Origin of the sequence: Pseudoalteromonas undina (assembly GCF_000238275.3) — a bacterium.
In the GTDB taxonomy this organism is placed as follows: Bacteria; Pseudomonadota; Gammaproteobacteria; order Enterobacterales; family Alteromonadaceae; genus Pseudoalteromonas; species Pseudoalteromonas undina.
In genome coordinates this window covers 491,923-510,392 of the sequence record NZ_AHCF03000003.1, presented here as the reverse complement: position 1 = coordinate 510,392, position 18,470 = coordinate 491,923, and the positions used below count along the sequence as shown (strand labels likewise).

The window sequence follows — 18,470 nt, the reverse complement described above, 5'->3', positions numbered from 1 at the left end:
AGGGGGGGGGTGTAAACGGTAGTTATTTTTTTTGGTAAATAATCCCGGGGTTACAACGCACCATATCAAATTCGGTACTCAAACCAGACATAGATTCCGACGCACCTAAAAATAAATACCCCTTAGGGTTAAGTGCTTGAGAAAATTGTGCAATTATTTTGGCTTTCACCTCAGGTGAAAAATAAATTAAAACATTACGGCAAAATATAATATCGAACTTACCCATCAAAGCGTACGAGTCGAGTAAATTTAAATGCCTAAAGCTCACTTGCTTTTTCAATGAGTCAACCACTTGTGCCATACCATTGCCGCTATCTTTAAAAAACTTCTTACGACGCTCAGCAGATAGCCCGCGAGCCAGTGCCAATGCATCATATTCGGCGTGTTTACACATATCCAGCATGGTATTTGAGATGTCAGTACCCACTATTTGTGCACCCATTTTTAAAACACCAGGACTACTTGATTGAAACTCAGCAACCGACATAGCAATTGAATAAGGTTCTTGCCCTGAAGAGCTCGCAGCAGACCATATTTTTAATGGCCTATTTAACGCTTTAAATTCAGGGAATAATCTGGTTTTGAGCAACTCAAATGGGTATTGATCTCTAAACCACAATGTTTCGTTGGTTGTCATGGCATCAACAACAGTAGCGCGCAATTGACGCTCATGCACGCCAAGTGTTTTGCTAACCAGTTCAGATAACGATTCAACATTAAATCGAGACATTAATGGTGCCAAGCGACTTTTAACCAAATACTGCTTATTTTCACCTAAAACAATACCGCACTGTTGTTCTAAAAATAAGCGAAATTGATCGTATTCTGTTTGCTGCAAATCTTTATTAGTCAAATCAATAACACCTATGTTTATTAATCACAATGAACCCACTTATTAACGGCTGTAGCAAGCTCGTCTGGATTAAATTTTGCAATAAAATCGTCAGCCCCTACTTTTTCAATCATTGCTTGGTTGAACACACCACTTAACGATGTGTGTAAAATCACATGCAATGGTGCAAGTTTGGGATCTGCTTTAATTTCTGCAGTGAGCGTATAACCATCCATTTCTGGCATTTCTACATCTGAAATAAGTAACCCTACTCGCTCTGTAATATCGTTAACACAATCAAGCTCTGCAATTTCTTTTAGTCTTATTAAAGCTTCTTTACCATTTTTAGCAAGTTCAGTAGTTACACCTAAAGGTTCTAACGCTCGTTTAACCTGATTTCGTGCCACGGCCGAATCATCGGCAATAAATACAATTCTTTCGCCTAAGTCTTTTTGTATATTACCTTGCGAGGCAACATCATCACTCACGGTAGTATTGACAGGACAAATTTCGTTTAGGATCTTTTCTACGTCGAGTATTTCAACCAGCTCATTTTCAATTTCAGTCACGGCAGTTAAATAAGAATAGCGGCCCGCTCCTGATGGCGGTGGCATTATTTTTTCCCAGTTCATATTAACAATCCGCTCAACACCACCAACTAAAAAGCCCTGCACTGTACGGTTATATTCTGCAATAATAATAAAGCCATCTTCTATGCTTTTAATAGGACGACCACCTACTGCCATTGATAAGTCAATTACCGAGATTGTTTGGCCACGGATATGTGCTACACCACGAATGTAAGCGTTAGATTTTGGCATGCTGGTTAATGGCGGGCATTGAAGAACTTCTCTTACCTTAAACACATTAATGCCAAAGCGCTGACGTCCGTTAAGCTTAAATAACAATAACTCTAAGCGGTTTTGCCCAACCAACTGAGTACGTTGGTTTACTGAGTCTAAAATACCGGCCATTTAAATCTCCTAAGAAAACAAATATAAGGAACGATAATTGCTTTCAATTAATAAAGCGTCATAACACAACGGGGGCGTCTAAATTCTGACGCAAAATATTTATACCCTGTTTGCAACCATAAGCATAGTCGAAACATTATGAGTTTGTTAAAAAAAACCAGAAGATACAGTGTTTTTTATTTTCTTGCTAGCCTCTGCTTCACTTTGCCACTGAAGGCTCAAGTATTTAGTAAAGAATCACTACAGGAAATGGCTGTATCTTATGTTGCTCAAAAAGCAGTAACTACAAATGACAACAAAATACAGTTTAGCGCGTTACCGCTAGATACCCGCATACCCGATCGCCAGTGTAACTCTGAGCTAGAGCTAGTAACGCCAAGTGAGCCCCCATTTAATCGTCAGGTCACCATTCAAATAAAATGTAACGATAGTGACAACTGGGCACAATACGTTCATGTGAGAATCACTGAATCAGCACCTGTTGTAGTTGCTACTACCAATTTAGCACGAGGTGAAGTGATTACTCCATCCCATTTAAGTATTGATATGCGCCCTGCGCACTTTATACGTGTTCAGTATCTTGATGATCCTGCGCAACTTATTGGTAGCCGCAGTAAACGTAATATTCGTGAAGGTATGCCTGTACTACTCAATCAAATTTGTATGGTTTGCAAAGGCGACTCTGTCAATATTTTTGCCAATATTAAAGGGTTAAGAGTAAAAACCACGGGTGTTGCATTAGAGGATGGAACCTTAGGTGAACAAGTACGAGTTGAAAACAAAAAAACAGGTAAAGTTTTAAATGCGCGAGTAGATGGTGTAGAGTCTGTGCAGGTAAATATTTAATGTAAATTTATGCTAAAGTATCTTTAGTAAATGCCGATATAAAGGCATCAGTTGGGTAATAAACGGGTTTTTATCATGGTCGGTCAAGTAAACAAATCAAATCAACAGCCTGGTGTTTTAACAAACACTCAACAGCAAAAAGTTGATTTAAAAAGAGATAATGCAAATACACAAGCTGCGCAAACGCCTTCACCTAAAGCTGCAAGCGATTCGGTGAGCTTAACACCGCAGGCCAAGCAATTAAAATCTTTACAAGAAAAAGCAGAGCAGTCTTCTGGTTTTGACAGCAACAAAGTTGCTGAGCTTAAAAAAGCGATTACCGAAGGCAAGTATCAAATAGACAGTGAGAAACTTGCCAAAAATTTAGCAGACTTCGAGTTTAATGTTTATGGCTGATCACAATAGTTTAATTACGATTAAACTAAACGAACAAATAAATTGTTTAACAACCTTGAGTGAGCTTCTTACTCAAGAACTTGATGCTATTGCCTCACGAAGAGGCGAAGGTTTAAAAGAAATTGCCCAACAAAAAATGTCTTTTTTAACCAGCATAAGCACCCTAGATAAAGAACTCAGTAAACTGATTGCCAGTAATGATCAGCAAACAGATGAAAACGCTGACTTAATAAAGCTAACCAGAACTAAGCTTGAGCAATGTCAAAAACAAAATGAAGTTAACGCTCATGCAGCGCACCAGGCGCAGTTAAGTGTAAAGCAATTAAAGGGTATTTTAATTGGCGCACCTTCGTCTATGACCTACGATCAAGCCGGTAGCGTAGTTAATACTGACAACAGCATTGTGCGTAACCTAAAAGCCTAAAGAATACTCATAAAAAAACGCCTAAACGATTATTCGTTTAGGCGTTTTTTTATGAGTAATAATTTGTCGGTTGGTAATAACTTGTCGCTTAGTAATAAGTGACTTTTTTCACTTCCCGTGGTTTTATCTCACCGATGTACAAGTCGTGTACGCGCTTCATATTAAGCTCAAGCTCAGTAATATACATATCATTAACGGCATAGGTTTTTATAATTTGCGCGCCTTTTATAATACCTTGCACTTTACTCTGTAAATAATCATCTTGGGCAACAGAGCCTGCGACGGTTGTGCCTGCGGTAATTTTTTGCCCGTACACTTGTTCCGTTAGTTCGCGGTATGCTTCTAGCTTGGAGGCTTTAATTGCCATAAGCTGTTTTTGAGTGTCATTACTTCCCGACTGCAAACTAATGGGCGCGTACCCTATTGCTTTTAATACAGGGTAATTATTTGGCTCAACATATTTATATTCAACGTGCTTATCAAATATATTGCTACAACCGCTTAACGTTAAGCAGCCTAATGTGATCATTAATGGCATTACTCGCATCATACAGGGCCTTTAAAAACTAATTAAACTCAGTTATGCACGTTTAATGCCAGTGATACCTATATTCTGTAACAACAAATAATAGTGGTACATTACTTGCTGAGACTCATTAACGCTAACGTTTAATTGGAGTAAGAGTATGAAGTCGTTTTTAAAAGCAGTATTGGCAGGATTAAGCACCACTGCTGTATTAACGTTTTCACCTTTTACCCACGCTCAGTGGTATGAGTCTACAGGCCATGCGGTTATTCAAAATAGCGACATTCCCGGTGCAAAGGCCGCTGCAATAAAAGATGCGATTACCCAAGCCCTTGTATTCTCTGGTGCGCGGGTGAGCTCGGTGCAAACACTTGTTGATGGTGTTTTAACCCAAGATCAGCTAAAAATAAGTAGCCAAGGCGAAATTCAAAAAATAGAGCTCGTTAGCGAAAACCGCAGCAATGATGAATTTGCGATTACCTTACGCCTAGATATTTTTGCACAAACCGAGCAATGCCCGCAAAGCAACTTCAATAAATTTATAGCTGTGACGCAAAGTCAATTAACAAATCGCGAACAAGCGAGAATGGGTCAAATATTTGACATTAATAAAGCAGTAAGCAAAAACATCTACACGTCACTGCAAAAATCAAAAATGAGTGCTATACCGGTTGCCTATTTCAATAAAGCGATAAAAGTCGATACCTATTTTAATCAACAACATGACTACTCTAACAGCCAGTTAGAGGAAATTTCATCGCGCAGTAACGCACAATATGTGCTACTGAGCCAAATTACCAGTTTATCCACCAGCGATAAACTCAATAGCGACTATGCATTTTGGCAAGATGAAAGCTATCAGCGTCACTACCGAATAGAGTTTAGTTTATTTAATGGCACTACTTATGAGCCCTTGTGGCAACAAAGCTATCAAAGCCAAGCTATCTGGCCATTTGAAAAAACAGCTATTATTGATGTAAACAGTAATCGTTTTTGGCAGTCACCTTTTGGTCAAAGTATTAGTGAGATAAACCAAACCCTAAGTTACGATTTGCAAGCAGCCATGGCGTGCCTACCCACCCAAGGCAAAATTTTGCACATGGAAAATAATAAACTCGTCATTAACTTAGGAAAGGCACATGGCTTAGAAAAAGGCCAACAACTGAGTATTGCTCATCATAATTATTTAACAGACGCGCAAGGCAACACCATGCCGCATACTATAACCACTTTGAACCGTATTCGTGTAGAGCAGCTATATCAGCATAGCGCCATTGCCGTCAGTATTAATGATCAGCCTTTACCGGGCGTACAAATTAACGATATTGTGGAAGTTGCAACGCCCTAAAGTGCTTGGGTTAGCTTAACTTTTAAATTATCGTGAGCGCTTAACCAATCTGCTAACTGCTCAACCCCAGATAAATGCGGGTAGTGCTTTCGACAGGCCAATACAATATTACGTTGCTGATTAGGAAAAATAGGCAAATAATGAATTCCCTCTCGGGGGATTGCAGCAAGTTTTGGCACAAACGTAACCCCATCGTCCATCGCCACCAGCGCTAATAAGGTTTCTAAGCTATTACCTTGATAATGGCTAGAAACATCCACTCCTGCCGAAAAACAAAACTGCTGGGCTTGATCTTTAAAGCAATGGCCATCACTTAACATTAATAGGTTACTACCTTGAAGATCTTGCAGTGCTACCTTTTTATTTACAGCTAAAGCGTTATCAGCAGATACCGCAACTAAAAAGTCTTCTTTATATACATTAATCGTATGGTAATTTTTTAGCTCAGGCACATCCGCTAAAATTGCAAAATCCACCTCGCCACTGTCTAGCGCAGCTAAAATGGTAGAAGTTTGCATTTCAATAAACGAAAACTGACTTTGAGTAAATGCCGCTTTCATTGATGTAAGCAGTGTAGGTAGTAAATACGGGGCAATAGTAGGAATAATACCAATACTCAGCTTGCCCTGTAACGGTTGGTTAGAAGTAGCAGCCAGTTCTTTTAATATTTGAGTTTGTTCTAATATAAGAGTGATTTGTGTCAACAAACGTTCACCTTGGGTTGTTAAGGTAACGTGCTTAGTTGAACGGTCAAATAAGATAACCCCTAATTCTTGTTCTAGCTTTTTAATTTGCCCACTCAAGGTGGGCTGGCTTACAAAGCAAGCGTCGGCTGCTTTACGAAAATGTTTAAAATGCGCAACGGCTTTTACATATTCTAAATCTTTTAAGTTCATATTCACACTCAACCTGATAGTTTATGCCTATCAGTTTAATACAAACAAACGATTGGAACTATATTTAATTGTTCGCCATAATGGCTATCAACAAATCAAGAGGAACTAAAAACATGTTAAACAATATTGAAGGTCAAACAATCCCTAACGTTACATTTGCAACGCGTCAAAACGACGAATGGAAATCAGTAACTACTGATGACATTTTTAAAGGCAAAACAGTCGTTGTGTTTTCACTACCTGGTGCATTTACACCAACGTGTTCATCAACTCACCTACCACGCTACAACGAGTTAGCTGGTGTACTTAAACAAAATGGCGTTGACGACATTGTTTGTGTATCAGTAAACGATACCTTTGTAATGAACGCATGGGCTGAACATCAAGAAGCGCAAAACATTACCTTACTACCAGATGGTAACGGCGAATTTACTGACGGCATGGGTATGCTAGTTGATAAAAACGATTTAGGTTTTGGTAAGCGCAGCTGGAGATACTCTATGCTGGTTAAAGATGGCGTAGTAGAGAAGATGTTCATCGAACCAGATTTACCAGGCGACCCGTTTGAAGTATCAGACGCCGACACTATGCTTGATTACATCAACCCAACTCAAGTAAAACCAGAGGCGGTTACTCTATTTACTAAGCCTGGCTGCCCTTTCTGTAAAAAAGCAAAAGAGCTACTTACAGCTAAAGGCTTTGCTTTTGAAGAAATCGTAATGGGTGCTGGCGCATCACTTACCAGCCTTAAAGCGGTATCGGGCCGTGAAACCGTACCACAAGTATTTATTGGCGGTAAGCACATTGGCGGCTCAGACGATTTAGAAAAATACTTTGCTTAATTAAGTAAATAAAACAGGGGCTGCAACGCCCCTGTTTATTAAAGGAAAAACACTATGAAAGAACTGCAAACCGACGTTGTTGTTATAGGTGCAGGTACTGCTGGTTTAAGTGCCTACCGTAATGCAAAACAATTTACTCAAAACGTACTTATGATTGAATCAGGCCCATACGGTACAACCTGCGCACGTGTTGGTTGCATGCCAAGTAAGTTATTGATTGCTGCAGCAGAAGCCGCGCACTCAATAGAAATGGCACCTGCCTTTGGAGTTCACAGCTCAAAACCTGTTATTGACGGTAAAGCCGTTATGGCACGAGTTAAAAGTGAGCGCGATCGCTTTGCAGGATTCGTAGTAGAAGCCGTAGATGAAATACCTAGCGAAGATAAAATTCGTGGCTATGCACAGTTTTTAGACGCCAACCGCGTGCAAATAGATGAGCACACCATTATCACTGCTAAACGCTTTGTAATAGCAACAGGTTCACGCCCATCTTACCCTGGCGTATTTAATAACTTTGGCGACCGACTGATTATTAATGACGATGTATTCGACTGGGATGATTTACCAGAATCAGTAGCCGTATTTGGCCCAGGCGTTATAGGCCTTGAAATTGGCCAAGCGTTGCATAGATTAGGGGTAAAGGTAAAACTCTTTGGTGTAGGTGGTGCCATAGGCCCATTAACCGACCCAGTAGTTAAAGATTACGCTAATACCGTATTCGCAGAAGAATTTTATGTTGATACCGACTCAAACGTTTCAGATATGAAACAAGTAGGTAATAAAGCAGAGCTAACCTATACCGACAAACAAGGTGTTAAACACACCGAGCAGTTTGACTATGTTCTGGCTGCAACCGGGCGAGTACCTAACACCGATAAACTAGGGTTAGAAAACACCGGCATAGAGCTTGATGAACGTGGCGTACCACTCGCTGATGCCCACACTATGCAATGTGGCAACTCCCACATATTTATTGCTGGCGATGCTAGTAACATGATCCCTTTGCTTCACGAAGCATCCGATCAAGGAACAATCGCAGGGCAAAACGCAGGCCGCTACCCTCATGTACGTGCGGGTTTACGCCGCGCTAAAATTGCCGCTGTGTTTAGCGACCCACAAATAGCCATGGTTGGTGAAAGCTTTAAAGAAATTAGCCAACGATTAGGCAGCTGTGAGTGCTTTGAAATAGGCGAAGTCAGCTTTGAAAACCAAGGCCGTAGCCGCGTTATGCTAAAAAACAAAGGCCACATGCGTGTGTATGCCGAGCACGGCACCGGCTTATTTTTAGGTGCTGAATTTATTGGCCCTCAAGCAGAGCACATTGCTCATTTATTAGCATGGGCTGTACAAAACAAAATGACTGTACCACAAATGCTTGATATGCCTTTTTATCACCCTGTTATTGAAGAAGGCCTACGCACTGCACTACGTGATTTAAACGCTAAATTAAAATTTGGCCCAGACATTATTAACCATTGTATGGAATGTGGCCCAGGCGCATAACACATCACTAATACACACTTGCTACTCAAAGCCAAAACCATTGTTTTGGCTTTTTTTATGTTAAAAACTGGTATATAAAATGGAGTTTAAACTGCTACACTCAGATTAATAAATAAACAAAAATGGACCGAAAATGAGCAATAATAAATATAGACTTGTCACTCGAAGCGATTTTGACGGCCTAGTGTGTGCCGTATTACTTAAAGATTTAGATTTAATCGACGATATTTTATTTGTGCATCCAAAAGACATGCAAGACGGTAAAATAGCCATTACCAGCAACGACATTACCACTAACCTCCCCTATGTTGCCGGTTGTCATATTGCATTTGATCACCACTTGAGTGAAACCGTTCGTAACGAAAGCGATATTAAAAACCACATTATTGACCCTGATGCGCCCTCTGCAGCACGCGTTGTATACGACTATTATGGCGGTGCAGAGAAATTCCCTAATATTTCAACTGACATGATGGAAGCGGTCGATAAAGGGGATTCGGCACAATTTACAAAAGACGAAATTTTAAACCCAACAGACTGGGTACTGATGAACTTTATTATGGATGCGCGCACAGGACTTGGCCGTTTTCGTGAATTCAAAATTTCTAATTACCAGTTAATGATGAAGTTAATTGACGCCTGTAAAGATCACAGCATAGAACAAATACTAGCAATGGAAGATGTTGCCGAGCGTGTTGCGTTATACCACGAGCACAACGCACAAGCTAAAGAGCAAATAGACCGCTGCTCATCAGTACACGACAACTTAGTGGTACTCAATTTAACCGAAGAAGAAACCATTTACGCTACTAACCGCTTCGTTATTTACGCCATGTTCCCCGAATGTAATATCTCAATACATAAAATGTGGGGGCTTAAAAAGCAAAACGTGGTGTACGCCATTGGTAAATCAATCACCAACCGCAGCTCCAATACTAATGTTGGCGAGTTGTGCCTTAAATACGGTGGCGGCGGCCATTTAAATGCCGGTACTTGCCAAGTAGAAACAGGCAAAGCTGAGCAGGTACTGAGCGAGCTGATTGCTACAATTACTAGTGATGGTTAAGAACTAGCTATCAGCTATCAAAATAATAAAGCGAGTAAATTTATGTTACTCGCTTTATTATTTGTAATTAGAAAAGATTTTATAAATGAGAAGAAACTGGCGAGTGCTTACAAAGCGATTACGATAGTGAACTCATACTCAAAGTAAAAGGGTTATGGTTCGCTGGTAAAGCCATCATCACTAGGTATTATTCATGGAAGTTGGAAAAAGCATAACCTAAAGCTATCTCTTTAAAATAAAATTGCAGTTAAATTCAACATTTCAAATAGCTAAAGCTACCTACTGAGCTTTAGCTCATATCAAACACCAGTACAAAGCCAAAAATAACCTTTAGCGAACTACTTGTCAGAATGGCAAGAGAGATATTACTTGGAGTTCTGTAAATAACTGTACTTAATTTAAAGCATCCATTAAAAATTCAATCACTATTGTAAGGTTTCTAAGTAAAACTAATAACAAGCCAGCAAATCCGAAAAACAAAAACAACCAGCAAAAAAACTGTGATATAGACCTAGTTTTCGATGTAAACACATATAATGACCAAAAAATAAGAGGTAATTCATCTTTTAGAAAGCTTTGACATATAGTCTGATCCGTCCTTTCTAATGTGTAGGTCTTGCCATTATCTATATAATGGCTTTCAAATTGGCTACTTACATTTTTTAAAATAGGTTTATATTTAAGTGCATCACTTTCAGCTAACTCATTTGTATATTCAGCCAAATTGTAAATTGTCATCCCTTTTTCTTGAAAAGCGTCATAACCGTGTAAACCTTTATTTAATGAAGGACACCTTAAATTAAAAACAATAGAACCTAAGAAAAAGCTCAGCGCTGAGAAATATAAGCCAAATAGAACATAAGAGTTAAAAAAAACATAACTAGCATCAATTATCTCTGAAGAGTCAAAAATACTGAAAAATTTAACAAAAGCTGGGACTATAAATATCCAAATAGCAGTCCCCTTAATGACCTTAAGCTCATATATATCTTTTAGAACAAGCCAACTAACCATTAAAATAAATCCTCTTTCTTATCTTCTTTCGTAATAATAGCAGCAACTTTATTCAAATTATTAACCACATAATCAACAAGAACCCCTTTCATTATTTCATAGAATTCATGGGTAAATTTGAAAACCTTTAAAAACTTAGATAAATCAACAAATATAAAGCGCCCTGTATTATTATCAAACTCTTCATATAGTGACGAGAATATCTCTCTATTATGCTTATTATCTTCTACAATCCGATCTAGCACAAATGATGCAGACAGTTGTAAAGTATCATTTCCATTAACCTCAAATATCTTTTTCGTTTCATAAGATTTAATATAAACGAGCATAACAAAGTTATTATCATCCTTTTTGTCAAAGCATAAATGTGAGTTTTTTAGCATTAACTTTAATATATCACTATTTATGCTTTCTCCAGTTAACAAGGCTTCAATTCTAGGTTTTAAGAAATATTTGAGGTAGCGATACTGATCCAGCTCCTCCAAAAACATGAGCTCATCTTCCATAACTGCCACATTATCCTGGTTTTTATAGAATTTTTTAACATTTTCGTCAGTGTTTGAAGCAATAAAGCAAGCACTAAAGTACTGAGGTACACTGTCGTGGAAAAACTCATACTCTAAACCATCTATTTTAACTAAACACGTTACATGAGTGAGATCATATAAGTAATCGAAAGGTTTAACATTCGTTAACGACTCTATATTTAATGCTCTTTGTATATAGTCTTTAATTTTTGCCTGACTAAAAGTGCTTACTTGACTTTTTCGACTCAAATAACAAAAAGTCTGAAAAACCTGCTTAATTTGGTCATCATTAAGTCTTGACTTTGATTCCCTATCGTAACTTTCTTTAAATCCATCATGCCTTGATAATATCGCCCCAAATAAATCCTCATAGAATCCAAGTTTAGTCTGTGGGATCTTAAATCTTTTTTTATAAACTACAATAAACCAAGTAACCATCAGAGGTGTATCAAGAACTTCATATTCAAACTCGTTCGATTCATTGATTTTAGATATAATTGGTGCATATAAATCTGATTTACCGAATATAGTTTTAATAAACGGGGCTAAATCACTTCGTTGAAGAGTATTTATTGTGTAAATTATAAATGACTTATTCTTACTGATTTCAGTATGATGGCGACTAGTTACTACAACCTTCGCCTTTGGGTAAAGATCACATATTTCAGTAAGTTCTTGACTAACTAGCTCCCTATTTTCTAGAGAAACTTCATCATATCCATCATATAGCAGTGTAACTAACCCATTATCTAGCAAAAAGTTGAAAACTTTTTCCGAACAGTCTAATCCTAATGATTTCAACTTTGATTTAGCAGCTGTTAATAAAGGTGTAGTAGATTTAATTTTCCTTAATTCTAAAAATAGCGGTATTGCAAAGCCATTATTGAGCTCAAGAAACTGCAAATATCTAAGCAACATAGACTTACCTTGCCCCAACTTTCCTTGAATCAAGACACCGTTCTTGCCATTTTTTTTCATTAAATTCTCTAATGAAACATCATCTTGGCCTCTTCCCTTCACCGTCGGTGGATAAAAAAAGCTTTGTACTTTCTTTGGTTGCTCTGGAGAAAGTAACGTATAAACATCTTGCTCTTTTTTTAAGTTTTGATGAAGCTTTTCAATTAGTCCTTCAGTCTCAAGCCAATTATTTATTTCAAAAAGGTTGCTTCCTGCGGCTCCATAATTTTTATAATTACTGATATTAGTATAAAAGCGGTTTACCGGTTTATTCTTTTTAATCGCCATTCTTAATCCATTATTTAACAAAGTGAACTTGTACTGAATAAGCAATTAAACTAACCGATATTAAGAAAGATTACAAAATAATTACCATCGGGAGACTAGTTGGAAAGGCCGCTACATATGTGCTACACGGAAATTAAAAACAGTGAAAATAAAAACATAACTCATTGATTTAATTGGTAGCCCCTGCAGGAATCGAACCTGCAACTGCCCCTTAGGAGGGGGCCGTTATATCCATTTAACTAAGAGGCCACGTTGGGTGCTAAGTACTAAGTGTTTGGAAATTATAACGGCATCTGGTTTTTTATATCAAGCATCAAATTAAGTTAATTACTTGATAAATATATATCTTCTTTATTTAATACGTAAAGCGGTATAAATGTTCGGCTGCTGGCGGCAAGGCGTTTATTTTCAATATTTATCACGCGAGCGTTAATAACAACCCCATCTGCACGGTAAATTAATGTACCCGATAAAACATGGCTGGCTATATTCGTACCTGCAAGCTTGCGAGTGTTGCGGGTAAATGCAAAGTCGCCTTGATCATTAACGGTAATTAAATTGGCTGTTTTAAAATCAACCGCGCTATAACCAAATTTTTGCAGCTGATGTATGAAGGTTTCTGATAACTGATTACCTAACTGGCTTGCTGTAGTTAAACTTGCGTCTAAATCAACGAACGAGGTGACTGCAATCGCTGCATCTTGCGGGGCTACTTGCATGGTGTCGGTTAAATCAAGTGCCATTTGCTCTACGTAGTTAACTAAGCTTTTATGATGCTTGTTTGGGTTAAACTGCGTTGTATCGGCGTATTGTTCTTGCTCGTCATTTTGCTGCATTTGCGCCATGATCTGGTTAAAATCAAGATTGCTTACCACTGTTTGCTCTGGCTCAGATTTGGCGGGTTCAGCCATGTTAGATCCACCAAGTAAATTACAGCCTGAAAGTAATAGTGATAATGCACTTATGCTAATTAAAGCTGAGCGCTTAGCTAAGTTAGCCATGATAAACCTCACTTACTCGCTTGTTTTAGCATAACGCCATCAGCACTGTTACTGCTATTTAGCGCATCAATAACTGATTGTGGAATAAAGCCCTGTGCAGAGCCTACAACCGCTTTACTCGCTAAGCCAACAATACGTGCGTTTACTAATATGCCGCCTTGGTGGTTTACTAGCGTGCCGGCTAATACGTAACTAAAGTTTTGTTCTTGGTTAAGCTCTAAGTAGTCGCGACTAAAAACAAAATCGCCGCCAGGCGTTACGCGCATATAATCGGTGGTTTTAAAATCAATGACCGGCACACCAAAATTATGCAGCTCATGCATAAAGCTCTCTGCGATTTGGTTACCCACTAAGTCAGCATTGTTGTAGTCACGGTCTAAAAAAACAAAGCTTGATACCGCCAATGGCGTTTTAGTATTTACATACTGTAAGTTTTCAGCCATGTCTTGCATGATGCCACGCACATAATGATTAATATTTTTACGGGTTGGCGTATTTACTTGTTTGTTTTTATTCATCACTGCGGCTTTATTTTGATAAAGCGAATCAGTATTTGTTGGTGCAGCTACAGGGCGTTGCTCAAAAAACATAGGCGCATCGTCGGTAATTTGCGTGTCACTATGGTTTGTCATTTGTGAACAACCAAAGCCCAGTGGCAAACATAAAGTTAATAGTAGGCGTTTCATGTGTGCTCCTAATTAATATTCACTGCGGTAAATATAGTCACCGCGCTGCTGTATTTTTTCATTACTCCACATCACATTGATGGGAATTTCAGTACTTGCGGCAGATACAATCTGATTAGTTTGCATATTTACCATGCGAGCATTAACAATATAAGCATGTTCTTGACGGGTTAAAGTACCAGTGATCACAAAGTCAATAATCTGACGCTGCTTTAAGTTACTGGTACTGCGGCTTAACACTGAATCAGCCCTTGCTGATAAGTTAAGTTGGTTTTCAAGCCGATATTCAACCGTGTTGTACCCTAACTGAGTAAATTGGGTTATTAAGCTTTCTTGAACTTGCTGACTAAGCCCTGTCCCCTGCCCTTGGGCAATTTGTGAATCCAAAGCATTGGCTAAATAAAAGCTGCTGACCGCGATTGAAGCGGTGCTTTTAAAAGGCTCTTTGATATGGCTAAGCTGAGCACTCAAGCTATTTACATACTGGTTGAGCGTATAGGGTGCCATGACCGCTTTAGGCGCATCAGTGCTTATACTTGGCTTTGGCTGGGGTGTTAAGCTACAGCCCGCTAAATTTAATAATAGTAAGGGTAACAAAAGGCGCATAGTTGCCATCCTCTAAAAACATAATAGTTACAAAGCAATTATTATGCCTAATACCCTAGATGCATATTTATTTTAATGGCTGTTGGGTGTAATGGCTCACAATGCAGTTGATTTGGCGCTGTTTAAGTCTATCGCAATCAGCAGCGGCATTGGCTTGATTTTGATAAGCTCCAAGCTTTAAACGGTAATAAGTCATGCCACTCACGTTAATAGTTTCTACATTCGCCACGAATTCGCCCTGAAATAACGAAGATGCGCTGGCTTTTATTTGATTTAAGCTTTGGCTAAGTCGCTCTTTGTCGGTAACGGCTGCAACTTGCAAGGAAAATAAGGCTTTAACGGCTTGTTTTTCATCAGCTGTATTCATTGCTACTTTAGCTTTTTGTGCAACTTTTGTGGGTGCTACCGTTTCAGCCGAAGCTTTAGCTGTTGGTACTTCAGGCGTATTTGTTGATGCAGAGCCTTGTTTTGCCACTGCATTTAATTGGCTTATTAATAACTTTAAGTCTTGTTCAATCACTAATAAACGCTCAACACCGGCTTTGGCTGCTTGCCACTGCTGAGACGATGCTTTTAGCTGCGCCAACTCTTCCTCAGAAAGGCTGGCACTCGCTTGCATTGGCTGAGGAGATTCTGCAGTTTTGGTGGTGCTGCATCCTGATATAAAAAGAGCAGCAATACAGGCAATTAGTATTGAGTAGCGTTTATATAAATTAGCATGTTGCATGGTTAAACCTTATTGTTATTAGTGGCTAATAAGTTGCGCTTGGACTTGGCAGTTCAAGCCTTTTACTTTTAATTCTGCACATACTTGTTCAAGTTCCCCTTGCGCAGACTCGGCATAAGCGACGGCTAAAATATACCGTTTTTGTTTTTCGTCTTTAATATAAAAAGCATCACGCTTTGATTGCTCATTTAAATGACGTTTAATTAATTGATAATACGCTTTCATAATTGGCAATGATGAAAACCCACCTGCATTAGCAATATACGCTGGAGTTTGTGTTTTTTCTTTAAGCTCAAAGTCAACGCCCATTACTACTTCACCTTGCGCTGGTAATTTAACCACCACCTGTTGCGTATCTTTTAAAGATTTACGTTGCTTAAATTCATCATCTATAACCGCTTTATATTCGCCAGGGCGTAAATCGGTAAACAAATAATAACCATCATAAGCAGCCTGTGTTTGCGCCACTTGCTTGCCTTGTTTGTCGAGTAATTTTACGGTAGCAAAAGGCTGTACTTCACTACTGCCTTGCTCATCTTGTTTGTAAACAGTTCCCTCTAATTCACTACTGTTATTAAGTGGGATTTCCATATATTCAACAAAGCCGGCACGCGGTGTAATAGAAAAGCCATCATTGGCGGCAACTAAAAAAGGCTCACTAATACTACCAGACTCAATCACTATGTCGGTGGTTCTATTTGCTGGCATTCCTTTAAGAATCGCTAAACCATTTTCGTTAGTTACCGCTCGGCGATAGTTTTGAACTCCTTTTACCTTAACGCCTTCAATTCCCTTTTCTCCGTCATCTTGAATATTGTTATTATTTGAATCAAGAAAGACTCTAACCATTAAAGTGCCAGAGTTTGCGAGGCTTCTTTTACTTAAAAAGTACTCGTCAGTGTTCGTATCAAAACCAATACTAAAACGACTAAATAAACCTAGTCGCCAGTTATCATCATCATCGTAACTCATTGTGCTATTTAAGCTAAAACTATCGCTTTGCCAATTTAGACCCAACTCCATAGAAACTAAATCATTTATACGGGAGTTTCTCAGTGTGAATTCAGATTGCAAATTCTGAGATAAACTACGGCTTAATTCAGCTTGGTAACCCAGTATAGTTGAACCAGAGTCTGCGCTATAGTCAACACTAAAACGAGTGTATGTTTTACCAAATCGATGTTGAAGACGCATGCTGCCAAGTGTTGTTGCATCATCTAAAGAATCAAATTTTCGCCAAATTAAGTTGTTACTAACAACGGTACCGCCTAAATTATACGATAAGGTATTATCAACACTTAAATATGAGTCGCTAAACTCTCTGTTGTTATATGCGAGCGTATTTTGATAGCTCAAGCTTCCAAACGATTTATCAAACAACTTTCCTGCCGCATATAGTTGATAACTTTCAACTTTCGCTGTCTGCGAATCACCAACTATCTTTTCATTGTTTTGAGACAGGCTTAAACGTACCGATTGACCAATTAACTCACCTCTAGCAGCTACCTCTAGCTTGTCTTCATCGTTATTATTTTTTTCATAATCTAGATTAAGTAATACTTTATCAAATATACTTAGGTTCGAACCAAAAGCATAATTGTTAACATTATCACCCGAATTACTATTTAATATTGATGTACCAGCATAAACCGATAAATAATCAGTTAACCCCGTTTCATAACGGCCTGCTAGCTGCCAACCTTTGCCCTCTGTCGAATAAAGTGATTGATTAAATAACTGCTCACCTTGCTCAGTAATTGACAACTCATAGAACGACTCATCTGCTGACAAACTATTACCATCTATAAAATATTGCTCTGTTTTTCGCTCTACTTGCCCTTGTGGGCCATAAAAGATCAGCTCAAAATTATTAGCACCAAACAATAAATCAATATCCTCAAATAAATAACGCCCATCAGCTAAACTAAACTGCTGCGCTAGCAGTACATCATTACGGTATAACTCAACATCCCACCCTGGTTGAATAGCACCCGTTAAATTAATTTGATTACTATTAACCTGTTTAAAAAGTGGTTTGTTATCAACTTTTACTCCTCTGGCGTAACTACTATTAAATTGTTTACCGACTTGAGTTGCTAATACATCTCCAAATTGAACAGTTGTCGCATTTAAAGGACCTAATAACCGTGCATCTTTACTTTGACGGCTAAATGATAATCTTGAATCTGATAGTAAATCTTGTTTTCGCCCTGCAAAAAAATACTGAGCATTAAAATAGGCTAAGTCATTTGACCCTAATACAGAGTACCCTATCGCTGAATCCGTATTACTCTTGGTTGCACTAAGCTGCACATCAGCAAGAGGAGATGAAATTGCACTGTATGGACTGGCCTTCCACGGTAATATTGCTTGACGTGACTCTCTATTAGTTACAGTTTCTCGCTGCTCTCTTTCGCGTTTTAATTCTATAGGTAATTTGGTAGGGGAGCTTACATATAGCTCAAGTGCTGAATATTCAATATCAATATCTAACGAAAACCACTGCGCTAGCAAGTTACTATCAACAAACATATCGCCGTTATCAGCATAAGCTTGTTGGCTGTTAAATGAATATCTAGCGCCGTTAATTTGTGCTGTGTTTGTATTTAGGTCTAGATAAAACTGATTATCTTCACGAATAAACCACCCTTGAGCAATAAGGTCATCGCTATTTATATCGATAGCAAAATCCAGGCTTTCTGAAAAACTTAATAAATCTATTAATACACCTGTTTTACTTTTCACCCCGAGCATTTCACCCAAGTAATTTTTTTTCACGAACGATGAAAAAAATAATAACTCCCCTTCGGGGATGCCCTCACCTTGCTGCACATTAAGCTTAGACTCGGCTCTCTCATTTACAGCTTGTTCAGTGTTGTATTGCTGCCATTTTTTATCTATTTTTTTTATGCTAGCAAGAATGGCCTGAGTGTCAGGCTCTGCTGCTAATAATGGATCAATTGATAAAAAAATGATCAACAACCACTTTAAGTGCTTAAAGTAATACATCG

General features: G+C 38.5%; 18 protein-coding genes and 1 tRNA gene. 7 read left to right on the top strand and 12 right to left on the bottom strand.

What is annotated here, in order from left to right:
• Positions 1-22 precede the first annotated feature (22 nt).
• The gene (locus tag PUND_RS05970) at positions 23-853 is read right to left on the bottom strand and encodes a CheR family methyltransferase (RefSeq protein WP_010387867.1); all 831 of its coding nucleotides are present in this window, start codon (positions 851-853) and stop codon (positions 23-25) included.
• A 20-nt stretch (positions 854-873) separates the two neighbouring features.
• On the bottom strand, positions 874-1,806 hold the full coding sequence (locus PUND_RS05965; RefSeq protein WP_010387865.1) for a chemotaxis protein: 933 nt from the start codon (positions 1,804-1,806) through the stop codon (positions 874-876).
• Positions 1,807-1,944: 138 nt separating this feature from the next.
• On the opposite strand from PUND_RS05965, the gene flgA reads away from it, so the two are divergent.
• The 3 genes from flgA to flgN all read left to right on the top strand — a co-directional run bounded on the left by flgA (position 1,945) and on the right by flgN (position 3,472).
• On the top strand, positions 1,945-2,652 hold the full coding sequence (flgA, locus tag PUND_RS05960; RefSeq protein WP_075169689.1) for a flagellar basal body P-ring formation chaperone FlgA: 708 nt from the start codon (positions 1,945-1,947) through the stop codon (positions 2,650-2,652).
• 75 nt (positions 2,653-2,727) lie between these two features.
• Positions 2,728-3,048, top strand: a complete 321-nt coding sequence (gene flgM / locus PUND_RS05955; protein WP_010387860.1) for a flagellar biosynthesis anti-sigma factor FlgM — start codon at positions 2,728-2,730, stop codon at positions 3,046-3,048.
• On the top strand, positions 3,041-3,472 hold the full coding sequence (gene flgN, locus PUND_RS05950; protein ID WP_041709680.1) for a flagellar export chaperone FlgN: 432 nt from the start codon (positions 3,041-3,043) through the stop codon (positions 3,470-3,472). The genes flgM and flgN overlap by 8 nt, the downstream gene beginning before the upstream one ends.
• 88 nt (positions 3,473-3,560) lie before the next feature.
• Here the strand turns inward: flgN and PUND_RS05945 are convergent, their stop codons facing one another.
• Positions 3,561-4,019 carry an LPP20 family lipoprotein gene (locus tag PUND_RS05945; protein WP_010387855.1) on the bottom strand — a complete coding sequence of 153 codons (459 nt, stop codon included), beginning with the start codon at positions 4,017-4,019 and terminating at the stop codon, positions 3,561-3,563.
• A 139-nt stretch (positions 4,020-4,158) separates the two neighbouring features.
• Here PUND_RS05945 and PUND_RS05940 point away from each other — a divergent pair, with 139 nt between their 5' ends.
• Complete coding sequence (locus tag PUND_RS05940; protein WP_010387854.1) at positions 4,159-5,346, top strand: flagellar assembly protein T N-terminal domain-containing protein; 1,188 nt, start codon at positions 4,159-4,161, stop codon at positions 5,344-5,346.
• On the opposite strand, the gene PUND_RS05935 is transcribed toward PUND_RS05940, so the two are convergent.
• The gene (locus tag PUND_RS05935; protein WP_010387852.1) at positions 5,343-6,242 is read right to left on the bottom strand and encodes a LysR substrate-binding domain-containing protein; all 900 of its coding nucleotides are present in this window, start codon (positions 6,240-6,242) and stop codon (positions 5,343-5,345) included. The genes PUND_RS05940 and PUND_RS05935 overlap by 4 nt on opposite strands.
• A gap of 113 nt (positions 6,243-6,355) precedes the next feature.
• Between PUND_RS05935 and PUND_RS05930 the strand changes: the two genes are divergently transcribed.
• The 3 genes from PUND_RS05930 to PUND_RS05920 all read left to right on the top strand — a co-directional run bounded on the left by PUND_RS05930 (position 6,356) and on the right by PUND_RS05920 (position 9,653).
• On the top strand, positions 6,356-7,084 hold the full coding sequence (locus PUND_RS05930) for a glutathione peroxidase (protein WP_008466566.1): 729 nt from the start codon (positions 6,356-6,358) through the stop codon (positions 7,082-7,084).
• A 54-nt stretch (positions 7,085-7,138) separates the two neighbouring features.
• The gene (locus tag PUND_RS05925) at positions 7,139-8,587 is read left to right on the top strand and encodes a dihydrolipoyl dehydrogenase (RefSeq protein ID WP_010387847.1); all 1,449 of its coding nucleotides are present in this window, start codon (positions 7,139-7,141) and stop codon (positions 8,585-8,587) included.
• 133 nt (positions 8,588-8,720) lie between these two features.
• Complete coding sequence (locus PUND_RS05920; RefSeq protein ID WP_010387844.1) at positions 8,721-9,653, top strand: DHH family phosphoesterase; 933 nt, start codon at positions 8,721-8,723, stop codon at positions 9,651-9,653.
• 393 nt (positions 9,654-10,046) lie between these two features.
• On the opposite strand, the gene PUND_RS05915 is transcribed toward PUND_RS05920, so the two are convergent.
• The 8 genes from PUND_RS05915 to PUND_RS05880 form a co-directional block, all read right to left on the bottom strand.
• Positions 10,047-10,667, bottom strand: coding sequence for a hypothetical protein (locus PUND_RS05915; protein ID WP_010387841.1), 621 nt, complete (start codon positions 10,665-10,667; stop codon positions 10,047-10,049).
• The gene (locus PUND_RS05910; RefSeq protein WP_010387839.1) at positions 10,667-12,439 is read right to left on the bottom strand and encodes an NACHT domain-containing protein; all 1,773 of its coding nucleotides are present in this window, start codon (positions 12,437-12,439) and stop codon (positions 10,667-10,669) included. Before PUND_RS05910 ends, PUND_RS05915 begins: the two co-directional genes overlap by 1 nt.
• 174 nt (positions 12,440-12,613) lie before the next feature.
• Positions 12,614-12,688: transfer RNA gene (locus PUND_RS05905), tRNA-Arg, on the bottom strand.
• Positions 12,689-12,762: 74 nt separating this feature from the next.
• Positions 12,763-13,440, bottom strand: a complete 678-nt coding sequence (locus PUND_RS05900) for a FlgO family outer membrane protein (RefSeq protein ID WP_010387838.1) — start codon at positions 13,438-13,440, stop codon at positions 12,763-12,765.
• Between the two features lie 8 nt (positions 13,441-13,448).
• The gene (locus tag PUND_RS05895; RefSeq protein ID WP_010387835.1) at positions 13,449-14,126 is read right to left on the bottom strand and encodes a FlgO family outer membrane protein; all 678 of its coding nucleotides are present in this window, start codon (positions 14,124-14,126) and stop codon (positions 13,449-13,451) included.
• Positions 14,127-14,138: 12 nt separating this feature from the next.
• Positions 14,139-14,732, bottom strand: coding sequence for a FlgO family outer membrane protein (locus tag PUND_RS05890; protein WP_010387831.1), 594 nt, complete (start codon positions 14,730-14,732; stop codon positions 14,139-14,141).
• Between the two features lie 67 nt (positions 14,733-14,799).
• Complete coding sequence (locus tag PUND_RS05885; protein ID WP_010387828.1) at positions 14,800-15,459, bottom strand: SPOR domain-containing protein; 660 nt, start codon at positions 15,457-15,459, stop codon at positions 14,800-14,802.
• Positions 15,460-15,477: 18 nt separating this feature from the next.
• The gene (locus PUND_RS05880) at positions 15,478-18,438 is read right to left on the bottom strand and encodes an MSCRAMM family adhesin SdrC (protein WP_240539499.1); all 2,961 of its coding nucleotides are present in this window, start codon (positions 18,436-18,438) and stop codon (positions 15,478-15,480) included.
• Positions 18,439-18,470 lie beyond the last annotated feature (32 nt).

Excerpts from the sequence above, each read along its gene's own strand:
- PUND_RS05945 (WP_010387855.1), bottom strand. The coding sequence starts at position 4,019 with ATGCGAGTAATGCCATTAATGATCACATTAGGCTGCTTAACGTTAAGC.
- PUND_RS05895 (WP_010387835.1), bottom strand. The coding sequence starts at position 14,126 with ATGAAACGCCTACTATTAACTTTATGTTTGCCACTGGGCTTTGGTTGT.
- flgA (WP_075169689.1), top strand. The coding sequence starts at position 1,945 with ATGAGTTTGTTAAAAAAAACCAGAAGATACAGTGTTTTTTATTTTCTT.
- flgN (WP_041709680.1), top strand. The coding sequence starts at position 3,041 with ATGGCTGATCACAATAGTTTAATTACGATTAAACTAAACGAACAAATA.
- PUND_RS05900 (WP_010387838.1), bottom strand. The coding sequence starts at position 13,440 with ATGGCTAACTTAGCTAAGCGCTCAGCTTTAATTAGCATAAGTGCATTA.
- flgM (WP_010387860.1), top strand. The coding sequence starts at position 2,728 with ATGGTCGGTCAAGTAAACAAATCAAATCAACAGCCTGGTGTTTTAACA.
- PUND_RS05940 (WP_010387854.1), top strand. The coding sequence starts at position 4,159 with ATGAAGTCGTTTTTAAAAGCAGTATTGGCAGGATTAAGCACCACTGCT.
- PUND_RS05935 (WP_010387852.1), bottom strand. The coding sequence starts at position 6,242 with ATGAACTTAAAAGATTTAGAATATGTAAAAGCCGTTGCGCATTTTAAA.
- PUND_RS05965 (WP_010387865.1), bottom strand. The coding sequence starts at position 1,806 with ATGGCCGGTATTTTAGACTCAGTAAACCAACGTACTCAGTTGGTTGGG.
- PUND_RS05890 (WP_010387831.1), bottom strand. The coding sequence starts at position 14,732 with ATGCGCCTTTTGTTACCCTTACTATTATTAAATTTAGCGGGCTGTAGC.
- PUND_RS05885 (WP_010387828.1), bottom strand. The coding sequence starts at position 15,459 with ATGCAACATGCTAATTTATATAAACGCTACTCAATACTAATTGCCTGT.
- PUND_RS05920 (WP_010387844.1), top strand. The coding sequence starts at position 8,721 with ATGAGCAATAATAAATATAGACTTGTCACTCGAAGCGATTTTGACGGC.
- PUND_RS05910 (WP_010387839.1), bottom strand. The coding sequence starts at position 12,439 with ATGGCGATTAAAAAGAATAAACCGGTAAACCGCTTTTATACTAATATC.
- PUND_RS05925 (WP_010387847.1), top strand. The coding sequence starts at position 7,139 with ATGAAAGAACTGCAAACCGACGTTGTTGTTATAGGTGCAGGTACTGCT.
- PUND_RS05930 (WP_008466566.1), top strand. The coding sequence starts at position 6,356 with ATGTTAAACAATATTGAAGGTCAAACAATCCCTAACGTTACATTTGCA.
- PUND_RS05915 (WP_010387841.1), bottom strand. The coding sequence starts at position 10,667 with ATGGTTAGTTGGCTTGTTCTAAAAGATATATATGAGCTTAAGGTCATT.